This is a genomic window from Actinomadura madurae, assembly GCF_900115095.1.
In the GTDB taxonomy this organism is placed as follows: Bacteria; Actinomycetota; Actinomycetes; order Streptosporangiales; family Streptosporangiaceae; genus Spirillospora; species Spirillospora madurae.
The window spans coordinates 1-14709 of sequence record NZ_FOVH01000022.1; the positions used below are offsets into that span (position 1 = coordinate 1).

Annotated in this window: 13 protein-coding genes; 12 read left to right on the plus strand and 1 reads right to left on the minus strand. The window is 72.3% G+C overall.

Features of this window, described 5'->3' with window-relative positions; translation table 11 throughout:
• Both BM339_RS52895 and BM339_RS40660 read left to right on the plus strand, forming a co-directional pair.
• Window positions 1–320 (plus strand): transposase (locus tag BM339_RS52895; RefSeq protein ID WP_143118795.1); only part of this gene is annotated, 320 nt, incomplete at its 5' end.
• Window positions 321–415: 95 nt separating this feature from the next.
• Window positions 416–3259 (plus strand): ATP-binding protein, encoded by a 2844-nt coding sequence (locus BM339_RS40660; protein ID WP_143118796.1) that lies wholly within the window; start codon window positions 416–418, stop codon window positions 3257–3259.
• 128 nt (window positions 3260–3387) lie between these two features.
• On the opposite strand, the gene BM339_RS40665 is transcribed toward BM339_RS40660, so the two are convergent.
• A complete protein-coding gene (locus BM339_RS40665; protein ID WP_075024315.1) occupies window positions 3388–4416 on the minus strand; it encodes a PHP domain-containing protein in 1029 nt (342 codons plus the stop codon).
• A gap of 83 nt (window positions 4417–4499) precedes the next feature.
• On the opposite strand from BM339_RS40665, the gene BM339_RS40670 reads away from it, so the two are divergent.
• The 10 genes from BM339_RS40670 (at window position 4500) to BM339_RS40715 (ending at window position 14650) form a co-directional block, all read left to right on the plus strand.
• Window positions 4500–5777: a sensor histidine kinase gene (locus BM339_RS40670; RefSeq protein ID WP_021597628.1), complete on the plus strand. Its 1278-nt coding sequence runs from the start codon at window positions 4500–4502 to the stop codon at window positions 5775–5777.
• Window positions 5774–6439, plus strand: coding sequence for a response regulator (locus BM339_RS40675; protein WP_021597627.1), 666 nt, complete (start codon window positions 5774–5776; stop codon window positions 6437–6439). Before BM339_RS40670 ends, BM339_RS40675 begins: the two co-directional genes overlap by 4 nt.
• A 151-nt stretch (window positions 6440–6590) precedes the next feature.
• Window positions 6591–7541 (plus strand): alpha/beta hydrolase, encoded by a 951-nt coding sequence (locus BM339_RS40680; RefSeq protein WP_075024316.1) that lies wholly within the window; start codon window positions 6591–6593, stop codon window positions 7539–7541.
• Window positions 7534–8790 (plus strand): acyltransferase family protein, encoded by a 1257-nt coding sequence (locus tag BM339_RS40685; protein WP_256255761.1) that lies wholly within the window; start codon window positions 7534–7536, stop codon window positions 8788–8790. Before BM339_RS40680 ends, BM339_RS40685 begins: the two co-directional genes overlap by 8 nt.
• Complete coding sequence (locus BM339_RS40690) at window positions 8790–9716, plus strand: alpha/beta hydrolase (protein ID WP_075024383.1); 927 nt, start codon at window positions 8790–8792, stop codon at window positions 9714–9716. The genes BM339_RS40685 and BM339_RS40690 overlap by 1 nt, the downstream gene beginning before the upstream one ends.
• Before the next feature lie 71 nt (window positions 9717–9787).
• Window positions 9788–10957, plus strand: a complete 1170-nt coding sequence (locus BM339_RS40695; protein WP_024936643.1) for a PucR family transcriptional regulator — start codon at window positions 9788–9790, stop codon at window positions 10955–10957.
• A 114-nt stretch (window positions 10958–11071) separates the two neighbouring features.
• Entirely contained in the window at window positions 11072–11986 is a 915-nt protein-coding gene (locus BM339_RS40700) for an ACP S-malonyltransferase (protein WP_021599356.1), read from the plus strand.
• Entirely contained in the window at window positions 11983–12951 is a 969-nt protein-coding gene (locus BM339_RS40705; RefSeq protein ID WP_021599355.1) for a beta-ketoacyl-ACP synthase III, read from the plus strand. The genes BM339_RS40700 and BM339_RS40705 overlap by 4 nt, the downstream gene beginning before the upstream one ends.
• A 56-nt stretch (window positions 12952–13007) precedes the next feature.
• A complete protein-coding gene (locus tag BM339_RS40710; RefSeq protein ID WP_021599354.1) occupies window positions 13008–13262 on the plus strand; it encodes an acyl carrier protein in 255 nt (84 codons plus the stop codon).
• Between the two features lie 80 nt (window positions 13263–13342).
• Window positions 13343–14650, plus strand: a complete 1308-nt coding sequence (locus tag BM339_RS40715) for a beta-ketoacyl-[acyl-carrier-protein] synthase family protein (RefSeq protein ID WP_021599353.1) — start codon at window positions 13343–13345, stop codon at window positions 14648–14650.
• The last annotated feature ends 59 nt before the right edge of the window (window positions 14651–14709 follow it).

Genomic DNA, 14709 nt, shown 5'->3' on the forward strand with positions numbered 1-14709 from the left:
CCTGCCGGTTTGTGTTCGCCGACGCCGGTTTCGCCGGACGGCTGGTCGGCTGGTCCGCCCAGACCCTCCGCACCACCATCGACATCGTCCGCAAACCCGCTGATCAGAAAGGGTTCGCCGTACTGCCCAGACGGTGGGCGGTAGAGCGGACTCTGGCGTGGTTGACCGCGCACCGGCGGCTGGCCCGCGACTACGAACGCGACCCCGCCACCAGCGAAGCCATGATCCGCTGGGCCGCCATCGGCCTCATGACCCGCCGCATGGCCCGCGGCGGGCAGCCCGCCGTCCGTCAACGCCGGCGCCCCCTCGAATACCTATAACAAGATCCTTCTCAAACACGCACTCACACCTGACCCACGCCGGGGCGCTGCTCTTCTCCGAGGACCCGACCGGAACCAGCCCCACCGCAGTGGTCATGTGCACGCGCTACCACGGCCCCGACCGTGCCGCCGACCGGGAGCCGCTGACCGTCACAGGGACAGTGATCGAGCAGATCCTTGGCGCCTACATGTTCGTGGCCGAACACGTTCGCGCGGGGGAGGCGCCGACCGCCGGCCAGGCTCAGACCACTGACCTCTATCACTTCCCCATGGTGGCGGTGCGGGAGACCATCGCCAATGCGCTGGCACACCGCGACTACACGGCCGCCAATAGATGCGTTCACGTGCGGCTGTTCCCCGAACGCCTGGAGGTCACCAGCCCTGGTGAGTGGCTCGGCCGCAGCCTTAAGGACGGTGTCGAGTATTCGCTGTCGGCCCTGGAGAGCCACTCCATCAAGCGCAATTTTAGGTTGGCGCACGTACTGTCCTGGATACGGCTCGTAGAGGGCGAAGGCAGCGGCATCCCGTCGGCGTTGAAAGATTGCCGTTCCGTGCGTGCACCAGAGCCGACCGTGGTCCAAAATCAGGGTTTCGTCACGGTCACCCTGCGGCGCCGGGAATCCGATCCGCAGACCGGCCCGGCCCGGCTGCCGATCCCCATTCAGCTTCCGCCCAACATCTCCGACTATGTCGGACGTGACTATGCGCTGGCAATGCTTGACGCCTTGCTCCCCGATGCGTCGAAAGAAACGGCCGGCCCGCGAATCCAGCTGATCTCAGGGCTCGCGGGCGTCGGGAAGACGGCCACGGCCGTCCATTGGGCGCACCGCGTCCGCGACAGGTTCCCCGACGGGATCCTCTTCGCGAACCTCGGGGGCGCCCGTTCCGGCTCTCCGGCCGAGCCGACCGAAACGATGCGCCGCTTCTTGCACGCTTTCGGCGTGCGACCGGACGACGTCCCTGGCGACCTCGACACGATGACGTCGCTCTACCGCTCCCTGCTGCACGATCGACGAGTCCTCATACTTCTTGATGACGCGGTCTCCATCGATCAAGTACGGCCGCTGATCCCGGCAGGCCCGGGGTGCGCGGCACTGGTGACCAGCCGCGGCCCACTGGACGAACTGGTGGTGCGTGACGGCGCCCAGGTGTTGCCCCTCGGGACGCTGAGCATGGAGGAGGCGAAGGAGTTCCTGGCACGGCGGCTCGGCCGGGACCGGGTCGCCGCCGACCCCGAAGCGGCCGCGACGCTGGTCCGCTTCTGTGCAGGGCTGCCGTTGGCCATGGCCGTCGTCGCGGCCCGCGCGACCCGCCATCCCAGGCGCCCGCTCGGCGAGTTGGCCGGGGAACTGGTCGACGCCACTGACCGGCTGGACGTGCTGAGCCTCAGTGACGGCGCCCTGAGCCTCCGGACGGTGTTCAACCAGTCCTACGGTGAGCTTTCCACTCGGGCAGCAGCGGTGTTCAGACTGCTGGGCGTGCATCCCAGCCCCAACATCGGGCTCGGCGCGGCGATCGCGCTGACGGGCCTGAACCTGCGGGAGGCGCGGGACTCGCTCGACGAGCTCGTCACCGCGGGCATGCTGGACGAGCCGGTCCCGCTTCGCTACCGATCACACGATCTTCTCCATGATTACGCGGCCGAGCTCGCGGCGCAGACCGAGAGTCAGGAGGTCACGCAGGAGGCGATCCGCCGGGTCGTGGACTACTACCTCCAGGCGGGAACCGAGGCGGCCAGGCTCCTCAACCCGCGCCGGGAGCCCATCGTCACAGCGCCGCCAGCCGTGGACGTCCTTGTCGATACGATCGAGGACTACGACCAAGCGATGGGCTGGTTCAGTGTCGAGGTCTCAGGCCTGGCGAGCATTATCGAATGCGCCTCCCAGGCTGGGCTCGAACGGCACGCCTGGCAACTGGCCTGGGTACTCGCCCCCTTCCTGGACGTGCGAGGTCACTGGACGCTCATGCTCGACTGCCAGCGCACAGCCCTCGCCTTGGCGGAACAATTCGACGACCTGGCTGCGCAGGCTGCATCGCACCGGCTTCTCAGCCGCGCTTACAGCCGTATCGACCACGACCGGGAGGCAATCGACCATCTCGCCAGAGCGCATGACCTCTACCGAGACCTCGACGACCTCAACGGCCAGGCCAACACCGCCTATGACCTCGCCGAGATCCATCACTTGAGACGCCAGTACCCCGAGGCTGTGGGGCACGCTCGCCGCGCGGTGGGTCTGTACGAGCGCATCGGAGATACCTCAGGCGTCCGCGACGCCCTGCAACTAGTGGGCCAGATCACCTACGAGCGGGTGGGCCATGAGGGCGCTCCGCGTGATGCATCCCCAAGCGACTCGCACACTTCCCTGCCGACTGTACACCGTACGATCGTGATCGCTGATGTCGTCGGATTCAGCTCCCGCCGCCGCACCAGCCATGATCGAAGCCTGCTGCGGACCGAGACGTACCGGGCGCTTCACGATGCCTTCGTAAAAGCGGGCATCCCGTGGGACAGCTGTTACATCGAAGACCGGGGAGACGGGGTCTTGATCCTGGCCCCGCCGGAAGTCCCGAAGTCGTTCTTCGTAGAACGTCTCCCGGAGACCCTCTCCCGAGAACTGATCAAGCACAATCAGGTACATCCGTCCGCGCAAGAAATCCGGCTACGCGTGGCATTGCATGCGGGCGAGGTCCATGCCGATCAGCACGGCGTCGCCGGCAGTTCCCTGAACCACGCCTTCCGCATACTCGAAGCGTCCGAGCTCAAGGAGGCCGTCGCCACGTCGCCGCCGGCGCCTTTGGGGCTCATCACGTCGGATTGGTTCTACCGCGAAGTCGTTCAGCCCAGCGAGGCCGTCGATTCAGAGAGCTTCCGTCGCGTCGATGTGCATGTCAAGGAAACGCGAAGCCAGGCGTGGATCAGGGTGTTGCACGAACCCTAGCGACCCCACCAATGAACGACCACGCAGGTCTCGGCCGAGCAGCGCGCCGGAGCCGCCGTGCCTACTTATCGTCACCGAGGCCGTCGAGTCCCTGCCCCGGTGACCCTCGCCCGGACCGTCGATCAGGCTCAGAGCTTCGCGCGTGTCCAGGCGAGCAGGGCGTCGGCCGGGAGCGTGTTGACGATCTGCGATTCGGGGACGCCGCACCGGGCGGCTCGCTCGCAGCCGAAGGGCTGCCAGTCGAGCTGCCCGGGCGCGTGGGCGTCGGAGTCGATGGAGAACCGGCAGCCCGCCTCGACGGCGAGGCGCAGCAGGCGCTTCGGCGGGTCGAGGCGCTCCGGGCGGGAGTTGATCTCGACGGCGACGTCGTAGGCGGCGCAGGCGTCGAAGACGAGGGCGGCGTCGAACTCCGACTCCGGCCGCAGGCCGCCGCGCTTGCCGCCGGCTTTGACGATCCGCCCGGTGCAGTGGCCGAGGACGTTCACGCGCGGGTTCGCGATCGCGGCGACCATCCGCTTGGTCATCGCGACGCGGTCCATGCGGAGCTTGGAGTGGACGCTCGCGACGACGACGTCCAGGCGTTCGAGCAGGTCGGGGTCCTGGTCGAGGGTGCCGTCCTCCAGGATGTCGACCTCGATGCCGGTGAGGACGCGGAAGGGCGCGAGCTCCTCGTTGAGCTCGGCGACCTTGTCGAGCTGGCGGCGGAGGCGGTCGGCCGACAGGCCGTTGGCGACCGTGAGGCGGGGCGAGTGGTCGGTGAGCGCGAGGTACTCGTGGCCGAGGGAGCGGGCGGTCTCGGCCATCTCCTGGATCGGGGACCCGCCGTCCGACCAGTCGCTGTGGGTGTGCAGGTCGCCCTTCAGCGCGGCGCGGAGCGCGGCCGTCGTCTCGTCCAGCGGGTCGCCCTCGGTGGCCTCCAGGCGCCGCAGGTAGACGGGGGTCTCGCCGCGCAGCGCCTCCGCGATCACCAGGGCGGTCACCTTGCCGATGCCGGGCAGGGCGGTCAGCGTCCCGTCGCGGGCGCGGCCGGCCAACTCATCGGGGGACGTCCGCTCGACGAGGTCCGCGGCGCCGCGGAACGCCCGGACTCGATAGGTCGGCTCATGGGCGCGCTCCAGCAGGAACGCGATGCGGCGCAGCGCTTCGACGGGCTCCACGCCTCGCACCGTACCCAGGTATGACCCGGCTCGTCCTACCGCGGTGGCATCCGGGCGGGGTCGCGCTTCTCTAGCCTGGGGTCATGGCCGGGGAGAACCTCACGCTGCGGAGCGTGCTGCGGGACGTGCTCCTGGCCGCCGCGCTCACCGGGCGAGCGGACCCGGCCCCGCTGAACCGGCCGTGGCCCCTCCTTCTGCGCTGGACGCGCTACATCGGTGTGGGGCGGCTCCCCTACGGCATCGTCACGAACCTGGTCGGGCTCGCGCTCACGGTCGGGCTCATCGCCGGGACGGTGTCCCTGCTGACGACCGAGACCCTGCGGCGCGGCATCATCGTGTCCGACGGGACGAAGCTGTTCATCGCGATCGCGGTGACGGCGCCGCTCGCGCTGCGGGACCGGCATCCGCTCGGCGCGTGGCGGCTGAGCTTCCTTGCGATGGCGCTGATCAACGTCGACGGCTGGCTGACGGTCCCGTACGTCCCGGCGGGCACGTTCGTGGCGATCGTGTGCGTGTACACGGTCGCGGTCCGCTGCTCCCGCGACATCACGCTCGGCGTCGGGATCATCTCGTTCGCGGGGGTGTGGCTCAAGGACCCGGAGACCGGGCCCGCCGCGTCGGTGCTGCTCCTGCTGCCGCTGACCATCGGCTACGCCGTCCGGGTGCGGCAGACGGCGCGGCGCGAGCTGGCCGAGCAGGAGCGGCGGCACCTGGACGCCGAGGCCGTGCTGACCGAGCGGCAGCGCATCGCGCGGGAACTGCACGACGTCGTCGCGCACCACATGTCGATGATCGCGATCCAGGCGGAGGCGGCGCCGTACAAGGTGGAGGCCGTCCCGGACGAGACGCGCCGGGATCTCGCGGAGATCCGCGCGACGGCGCTGGACGCGCTGACGGAGCTGCGCCGCATCCTCGGCGTCCTCCGCGCCGAGGACGGCGCCGAGACAGCGCCGCAGCCGAGCCTGGAAAGGATCGACGAACTGGTCGCCAACGCGCGCGGTGCGGGCCTGCGCGTGGAGACGCGGTTCAGCGGTGACCTGGGCGGGCTTCCACCGGGCGTGGGCCTCACCGCCTACCGGATCCTGCAGGAGGCGCTGAGCAACGCCATGCGCCACGCGCCCGGTTCCCGAGTGGACGTCGAGGTGTCCCGCGACGACGGTCTAGTGTGGCTCGGCGTCGTCAACGGCCCGCCCGGCGACGGCCAGGACGCCGGCTCCCCCCTTCCGGGCGGCGGCCACGGGCTGGTCGGGATGCGGGAGCGGGCCGCCGCGCTGGGCGGCGAGCTGACCGCCCGCCCCACCCCCGAGGGAGGATTCGCCGTGACCGCGACGCTGCCGGTGAAGGCGCGGGAGGCGACGTGACCATCCGGGTCGTGATCGTCGACGACCAGGGGATGGTGCGGACCGGGTTCGGTGTGCTGCTGAACGCCCAGCCCGACATCGAGGTCGCCGGCGAGGCCGGCAACGGCGAGGAGGGGCTGCGCCGCGTCGCCGAGCTGCGGCCCGACGTGGTGCTGATGGACGTCCGGATGCCGGTGATGGACGGCCTGGAGGCGACCCGGCGGCTGCTCGCGGGCGCCGCGGACGGCGCCCCGAAGGTCCTCATGCTGACGACGTTCGACCTGGACGACTACGTCTACGAGGCGCTGCGGGCCGGGGCGAGCGGTTTCCTGCTGAAGGACGCGTCCGCGACGGAGCTGGCGGACGCGGTGCGGGTCGTCGCGGCGGGCGACGCGCTGCTGTCCCCGTCGATCACGAGGCGGCTGATCGCGGAGTTCTCCCGGCTGGGCGCGCCGCGGGCGCCGTCCCGCAAGCGGCTGGACGAGCTGACCGAGCGGGAGACCGAGGTCCTCGCCCTGGTGGCGCGGGGGCTGTCCAACGGCGAGATCGCCGAGCGGCTGGTGGTCGCCGAGCAGACGGTCAAGACGCATTTCGGGCGCATCCTGATGAAACTCGGGCTGCGCGACCGCCCGCAGGCGATCGTCTACGCGTACGAGGTGGGGCTGGTCCGGCCGGGTGACTGATGCCCGGGGCGCCCTTCGTCACTCCAAGGTCGCACCTCGTCGCCCCCAGGTCGCACCCTGAAGACCGCTCCGCCGGTTGATCTGCGCTACAGCCTCCGATCCCTACCTTCCTGATCAGTGCCCCACTCGCTGACCAGGAAGGACGCCCCGGATGCCCAGCGTCCGCAAGACCGTCGCCGTCGTCGCGGTGCTGGCCGCGGCCGGTTCGACGGCCGGCGCGGCGGGCCGCGCCGATGTCTACGCGCCTCCGTCTCCGGTGCCCGCGCTGTCGGCGTCCACGCTGGACGCCCGCTACCAGGCCACCGCGCGGGACATCACGCGCGCCCTCGGCATGGCGCGGCACTTCGATGACCCGGAGCGGGCGCGGGCGCTCTCCGCCCTCCTGGCGCCGGGCCGGCGGTTCCTGTCGTTCGACGCGCGAGGCGCCGGGCGGGCGGTCGAGGTCCTGGGCGACCTGGAGCACGCCGAGCGGATCGCGGTCGTGATCCCCGGCGCGGACAACTCGCTGAGCAACTTCGACTCGCCCAAGTTCGTCGGCGGTGGCAGCCGTGCCCTCTACCGGCAGGCCCGCGCCGACGCACCGCGCGCACGGATCGCGGTGATCGCCTGGCTCGGCTACGGCTCGCCCTCGACGCGGAGCACCGCCGTCCTGACGAGCGGGCGCGCCCAGCATGGCGCCCGCGACCTCGGACGGCTCCTCGCCGGCGTGCACCGCATGAACGCGCACGCCCGGTTCGCCCTGCTCTGCCACAGCTACGGCACCGTCGTGTGCGGGAAGGCCGCGCGGCGGCTCGCGCCCCTGCCGGTGGACGAGATCGCGCTGTTCGGCAGCCCCGGCACCGGCGCCGGGCACGCGGCCGGCCTCGGGACGCCCGCGCGCGTCTGGGCGGGACGGAGCAAGGGCGACTGGATGCGGTACGTCCCGAACGTCGGCTTCGCCGGTGTCGGGTTCGGCCCCGATCCCGTCTCCCGCGACTTCGGCGCGCTGCGCTTCGACGCCGGGACCGGCCCGCACAGCGGCTACCTCAAGCCCGGTTCCCTCGCGCTGCGCAACCTCGCCCTGATCGCCCTCGGGCGGGACGCGGAGGTCACCCGTGTCTGAGCCGCAAGGGCGGGACCGCGCCGTGGACGCCCTGCGCGCCCTGGCGATCCTCGGCGTCGTGCTCGGCCACTGGCTGGTCACCGCGTTCGTCGCGGACGGCCCGGCCCACCACCTGCGCGTCACCAGCCCGCTGAAGGCGATGCCGGAGCTGGCTCCTCTCTCCTGGGTCCTCCAGACGCTCGCCGTGTTCTTCTTCGTCGGCGGCTACTCGGCCGCGCGCGGACTGCGTCACGGCGAGCCGTGGACGCCCCGCCTGCGACGGCGCCTGGTGCGGCTCGCGCGCCCCCTTCCCGTCCTGGTGCTCGCGTGGGTCCCGGTCGCCGCGGCCCTGTCGTGGGCCGGGTTCCCGGCGGACAGCGTCCGGGCGCTGATCAAGCTCGTGCTGAGCCCGCTCTGGTTCCTCTGCGTGTACGTGGCGCTGACGTCCCTCACCCCGCTGGTCGCCGCGGCCTGGAACCGGCTGGGGCTCTGGGGCGCGGTGCTCCTCACGGGCGCGACCGCCGCGATCGACCTCGGCCGCTTCGCCCTCGGCGCTCCCGGCTGGACGGGCTGGGCCACCGTCCTCACCGCCTGGCTCGTGCCGTTCTACCTCGGCATCGGGTGGGCGGACGGGGCGCTGCGCTCGCGCCGGGCCGGGCTCGTCCTGCTGGCCGGGGGCGGCACGGCGACCGCCCTGCTCGTCCTGCTCGCCGGATACCCGGCGAGCATGGTCGGCGTCCCCGGCGCCGCCGTGTCCAACCTCAGCCCGCCCACGCTCGCGGCGGTCGCGTTCGGGCTCGCCCAGACGGGACTCGCGGTGCTTCTCCACGGGCCGCTGACCCGGTGGACGCGCCACGCCGGCGCCCGGTCGGTGGTCTCGGCGGCCAACCGCTCCGCGATGACGATCTTCCTCTGGCACCAGACCGCGCTCATGACCGTCACCGTCGGCGCGCTCCTGACGCTCGGACCCGTGAACGGCCTGCACGGCAGCCCCGGACGGCCAGAATGGATCTTGGCGCGACTCCCCTGGCTGGCGGTGTTCGCCGGCGTGCTCGCCCTCCTCGGGCTCGTGGCCGCCTTGGGCGGACGTCCGAGGCGTCCCGTCTGGGGAGGTGTCCCGGGACTGGTAGAAAGGCGACAATGCCGCCGCTCCTCACGACGACCTCGCCGCCTTCTCGACGACCGCTTCCCCGGCCACCCCGTTCCCGGAGGCCGCGCACCCGACGTCTCCGAAGGGCCGTGGCCTGCGCCGCGTCCATCGGCGTGGTGATGCTGACGACCGCGGGAACCGGGCACGCCGACCCCTACGCCCCGCCGGTCGCCGTCCCCAAGCTGTCGCCGTCGACGCTGGACGTCCGGTTCGCGGCCGAGCGCCGCTCCATCGAGCAGGCGCTCAAGACCGCGCAGGAGGTCGGCGACGCCGACCGCAGGAAGGCGCTCGGCGACTTCCTCCAGCCCGGACGCCGTTTCCTCTACTTCGACCCGCGCGGCGGCGGGCGCGCCATCGAGGTCATCGGCGACATCACCAGGGCGCGGCGCGTCGCGATCCTCGTCCCAGGCGCAGACACCACGCTGTCCACGTTCGACCGGCGCGGCGGCAAGCCGTGGTCGACTCCGGGCGGAGGCGCACGCGCCGTCTACGCACAGGCCCGCTCCGTGTCGCCGGACCCGGGGCTGGCCGTCGTCGCCTGGCTCGGCTACCCGGCGCCCAAGACGTTCAGCAGCGACGTCCTCACCGACGAGAAGGCCGCCGAGGGCGCCGTCCGGCTGCGCCACTTCATGACGGGCGTCCGCAGCGTCAACCCCCGCGCGAGCGTGGGCCTGCTGTGCCACAGCTACGGCTCGGTCGTCTGCGGTAAGGCTGCCTCGGACGGCCCAGACAACGCCGCCTGGCGCCAGGTCACCGACATCGCCCTGTACGGCAGTCCCGGAACGACCACCTGGTCGGCGTTCGCGCTGGGCGCCACCGCCCGCGTCTGGGCGGGGCGCGGCGCCACTGACTGGATGGAGGACGTCCCCCACGTCCGCATCTTCGGACTGGGACTCGGACCCGACCCGGTCTCCCCCTCCTTCGGCGCGCGGGTCTTCGACGCGGGGCCCGGCGGGCACAGCGACTACCTCGCCCCGGGGTCGGTCTCCCTGCGCAACCTCACCGCCATCGCGCTCGGACGTCCCACCGGGGTGACGCCGGGCTGACGCCCGGGTGATCGGGGACACGATGCATGCTTTCGGGCGGGCCACCGCCGGGGTGGTGGCACTCTGGGGAGGTGAACACCGCGAACGAGGCCGAGATCCGCGAGCAGACCACCCAGCGCCTGGAGAAGGCCATGGGGACGTTCGGCACGGCGGCGCTGAGCCGGATGGAAGAGCAGCTCCCCTGGTTCCGGCGCATGCCCGCCGACCAGCGGTCCTGGATCGGCCTCGTCGCCCAGGCCGGCATCGCCGCGTTCGTGGAGTGGTTCAAGAGCGCCGAGCGGTCCCGGCCCGCCATCGCCGGCGAGGTGTTCGGCACCGCGCCCCGCGAGCTGCTGCGCTCGGTCAAGCTCCAGCACACCATCGACATGATCCGCGTCATCATCGACGTGGTGGAGACCCGGCTGGACGAGCTCGCCGCGCCCGGCGGCGAGGCCCAGCTGCGCGAGGCCATCCTGCGCTACACGCGGGACGTGGCGTTCGGCGCCGCCCAGGTGTACGCGCGCGCCGCCGAGACGCGCGCCGCCTGGGACGCGCGGCTGGAGGCCCTCGTCGTCAACGCCGTGCTGCGCGGCGAGGTCGACGACGGCATGCACTCCTGGGCCGCCGCGCTCGGCTGGACCTCCAAGCCCGTCACCGTCATAGCGGGGATGACCCCGGAGGACGAGGAGCCCGAGGTCACCATCGACCAGATGCAGCTGGCCGCCCGCCGCGCCCGCTCCGACGTCCTGGCCGGCGTCCAGGGGCACCGGGTCATCGTCATCGTGGGCGGCGACACCGACCCCATGGAGGCCGCGCGGCCGATCGCCGCCAAATGCGGCCCCGGGCCCGTCGTCGTCGGCCCGCAGGTCGCCGACCTCTACGACTCCACCCGCTCCGCGCGCGCGGCCGTCGCCGGCCTGCGCGCCGCCGCCGGCTGGCCGGACGCGCCCCGCCCCGTCCAGGCCGCCGAGCTCCTCCCCGAGCGCGCCCTGGACGGCGACGCCGAGGCGCGCCGCCACCTCGTGGAGGACGTCTACAACCCGATGCTCGCCGCCGGCGCCCCGCTCCTCGACACGCTCACCACCTACCTCGAACAGGGGTCGTCGCTGGAGGCGACCGCGCGGCTGCTGTTCGTCCACCCCAACACCGTCCGGTACCGGCTGCGCCGCGTCACCGAGCTGACCGGCCTGGCCCCCACCGACGGCCGCAACGCCTTCACCCTGCGCATCGCCCTGGCCCTCGGACGCTTCCAGGCCCGCTGAACCGGCCGGTACGCCTGACCAGCGCGGCTTGTAGAGGTCGTACAAACCGCCCTGACCAAAGTTGGTCGCGATCCGCATCGTGGCGGAAGGGACGATCACGGCAGGCTGGTCGCTGTGATACTCCTCGCATCGCCCGGCCAGGGCGCCCAGACCCCCGGCTTCCTGCAGCCATGGCTAGAGATACCCGGAGTCGCCGACCGTCTCGCCTGGTGGTCGGCCGTCACGGGTCTCGACCTGGCCCGCTACGGGACGACCGCGGACGCCGAGGAGATCCGCGACACCGCGGTGGCGCAGCCGCTGCTGGTCGCCGCCGCGCTCGCCGCCTGCGAGGTGCTGTACGAGGACGCCGTCCCGGACGCGGTCGCCGGGCACAGCGTGGGCGAGCTGGCCGCCGCCGCCATCGCCGGGGTGCTGACCCCCGAGGCCGCGCTGGTCCTCGTCCGGGAGCGGGGGCGGGCGATGGCCGAGGCCGCCGCCGTCACCGAGACCGGCATGACCGCCGTCCTCGGCGGCGACACCGAGGAGGTCCTCGCCTCCATCGACAAGCACGGGCTCACCCCCGCCAACGTCAACGGCGCGGGCCAGGTCGTCGCCGCCGGAACGCTGGAGCGGCTCGCACGGTTCGCCGACGAGCCGCCCGCCAAGGCCCGGCTCCGGCCGCTGCAGGTCGCGGGCGCGTTCCACACCGAGCACATGGAGCCCGCCGTCGGCACCCTCGCCCGGCTCGCGCCCGGCGCGCCCGTCGCCGACCCCCGGGCGACGCTGCTGCAGAACCGCGACGGCGCCGTCGTCACGTCCGGACGCGACTTCCTCGCCCGGCTCGTCGACCAGGTCAGCGCCCCCGTCCGCTGGGACGCGTGCATGGCGACGATGCGCGACCTCGGCGTCACCGCGATCATCGAGCTGCCGCCCGCCGGGACGCTCACCGGCCTCGCCCGCCGCGAGCTGAAGGGCGTCGAGCTGGTCGCCCTCAAGACCCCCGCGGACCTGGACAAGGCCCGCGAGCTGATCAAGGCGCACGCGTCATGACCGCCGCACTGCGCATCCCCGAGGCCGCGCCCGGCGCCCGCATCCTGGCCTTCGGCGACTACCGGCCCGCCCGGATCGTCACCAACGACGAGCTCGCCGAGACGGTCGACACCGACGACGAGTGGATCCGCACCCGCGTCGGCATCGCCGAGCGCCGCATCGCCGGCGACGACGAGGGCATCGTCGAGCTCGGCGTGCACGCGGGCGGCAAGGCCCTCGCCAACAGCGGCCTCGACCCGTCCGACATCGACCTGGTCATCCTCGCGACCTGCTCCGCGGAGTCGCCGATGCCGGGCCACGCCGCGCAGGTCGCGCACCGGCTCGGCATCGACGCGCCGGGCGCCTTCGACCTGAACGCCGCCTGCGCCGGCTTCTGCTACTCCCTCGCCACCGCCAGCGCCGCCGTCCGCGCCGGGAGCGCCCGCAACGTGCTGGTCATCGGCTCGGAGAAGATGTCCCAGTGGATCGACTGGACCGACCGGTCCACCTGCATCATCTTCGCGGACGGGGCCGGCGCGGCGGTCGTGGCGGGCAGCGAGACGCCCGGCATCGGACCGGTCGTGTGGGGCAGCGCCGGCGACAAGTACGACAAGATCATCATCGAGGACCGCAACTCGTTCATCCGGCAGGAGGGCCAGGCGGTGTTCCGCTGGGCCACCACCGCCATCGCGCCGATCGCGGCGGAGGCGTGCGAGCGCGCCGGGATCACGCCCGCCGACCTCGCCGCCGTCGTCCCGCACCAGGCCAACCTGCGGATCATCGAGGCGATCGCCCGCAAGGTGAAGGCCACCAACGCCGTCGTGGCCGACGACATCGTGCAGTCCGGGAACACCTCGGGCGCCTCCATCCCGCTCGCCCTGTCCCGCATGATCGAACGCGGCGACGTGCCGTCCGGCGCCCCGGCCCTGCTGGTCGGGTTCGGCGCCGGGCTGTCCTACGCTGCCCAAGTCATCCAGATCCCGTAGGCCGTCACGCCTGCTCGCAGGCTCTGGACCAACCCACCGAAGGAGAAAGCGGAACCATGGCAGACGTCGCCACCGAACAGCAGATCCTGGACGGCCTCGCCGAGATCATCGACGAGATCGTCGGCATCGACAAGTCCGAGGTCACCCCGGAGAAGAACTTCATCGACGATCTCGACATCGACTCGCTGTCGATGGTGGAGATCGCCGTCGCCGCGCAGGACCAGTTCGGCGTCGAGATCCCCGACGACGAGCTGCGCAACCTGAAGACGGTCAAGGACGTCGTCAACTTCGTCCAGAACCTCCAGAGCTGAGCCGCGGGGACGGCGCGCCGCCCGCCCGGGAGGCGGCGCGCCCGACCCTCCCCCCTCACAGTCCGCAAGGAGAGCCCACCATGAGCAAGAGCCAGACCAGAGTCGTCGTGACGGGTCTCGGTGCAACGACGCCACTCGGCGGAGACCTCCCGTCGACCTGGTCCGCCCTGCTCGCCGGAGAGTCCGGCATCCGCCCGCTGGACTGGGAGGGCGTCGAGGACCTGCCGGTCCGCTTCGCCGCGACGCTCAAGGTCGACCCGTCCGAGGTGATGCCGCGGCAGAACCTGCGGCGGCTCGACCGCAACCAGGCGATCGCGCTGATCGCCGCCCGCGAGGCGTGGAACGCCGCCGGGTTCGCCCCGCCGACCGGCGGCAAGCCGCAGAAGGGCATGGACCGGGCCGGCGTGGACGGCGGCTTCACCGTGGACGGCGAGCGCCTCGGCGTCGTGTTCTCCAGCGGCATCGGCGGCCTGCACACCGCCCTGAACAGCTACGACGTCTTCCGGGAGAAGGGCTGGTCGCGGGTCTCGCCCTTCACCGTCCCGATGCTGATGCCGAACGGAGCGTCCGGGCACGTCGGCATCGAGTTCGGCGCGATGGCCGGCTCGCACGCCCTGGTCAGCGCCTGCGCGTCCAGCGGCGAGGCGGTCGGCTACGCCATCGACATGATCCGCGCCGGCCGCGCGGACGTGGTGATCTGCGGCGGCACCGAGTCGTGCATACACCCGCTGCAGATGGCCTCGTTCGGCGCGATGCGCGCGATGTCGACCCGCAACGAGGAGCCCGCGCGGGCGTCCCGGCCCTACGACAAGAACCGCGACGGGTTCGTGCTCGGCGAGGGCTCCGCGGTCATGATCCTGGAGTCGGAGGAGCACGCGCGCGCACGCGGCGCCCAGATCCACGGCATCGCGGCGGGCTGCGGCTACTCCGGCGACGCCTACGACATCGTGCTGCCCGACCCGTCCGGCGCGGGGCAGGCCAAGGCGATGCAGCGGGCGCTCAAGGACGCCGGGCTGGAGCCCGCCGACCTCGTGCACATCAACGCCCACGCCACCTCGACCCCGGCCGGCGACGTCGCGGAGCTCGCGTCGATCAAGGCGGGGCTCGGCGAGGACGCGGCCCGGCAGGTGGTCATCACCGCGACCAAGTCGATGACCGGGCACCTGCTCGGCGGCGCCGGCGCGCTGGAGTCGATCTTCACGGTGCTGGCGCTGCGGGACGGCATCGTCCCGTTCGTCGCCAACCTGGAGGACCTCGACGACGACGTCGACCTGGACATCGCGCGCGACGAGCCGCGCAAGCTGCCGGACGGCCCCGCCGCGGCGCTGAACAACTCGTTCGGGTTCGGCGGCCACAACGTGTCGGTGGCCTTCCAGCGCGCCCTCTGATCCCCCGTACGGCGACGGCCCGGTGAGCCTCTCGGCTCACCGGGCCGTTTCGCGTCCGC

Excerpts from the sequence above, each read along its gene's own strand:
- BM339_RS40660 (WP_143118796.1), top strand. The coding sequence starts at position 416 with ATGTGCACGCGCTACCACGGCCCCGACCGTGCCGCCGACCGGGAGCCG.
- BM339_RS40670 (WP_021597628.1), top strand. The coding sequence starts at position 4,500 with ATGGCCGGGGAGAACCTCACGCTGCGGAGCGTGCTGCGGGACGTGCTC.
- BM339_RS40680 (WP_075024316.1), top strand. The coding sequence starts at position 6,591 with ATGCCCAGCGTCCGCAAGACCGTCGCCGTCGTCGCGGTGCTGGCCGCG.
- BM339_RS40690 (WP_075024383.1), top strand. The coding sequence starts at position 8,790 with ATGCTGACGACCGCGGGAACCGGGCACGCCGACCCCTACGCCCCGCCG.
- BM339_RS40705 (WP_021599355.1), top strand. The coding sequence starts at position 11,983 with ATGACCGCCGCACTGCGCATCCCCGAGGCCGCGCCCGGCGCCCGCATC.
- BM339_RS40710 (WP_021599354.1), top strand. The coding sequence starts at position 13,008 with ATGGCAGACGTCGCCACCGAACAGCAGATCCTGGACGGCCTCGCCGAG.
- BM339_RS40715 (WP_021599353.1), top strand. The coding sequence starts at position 13,343 with ATGAGCAAGAGCCAGACCAGAGTCGTCGTGACGGGTCTCGGTGCAACG.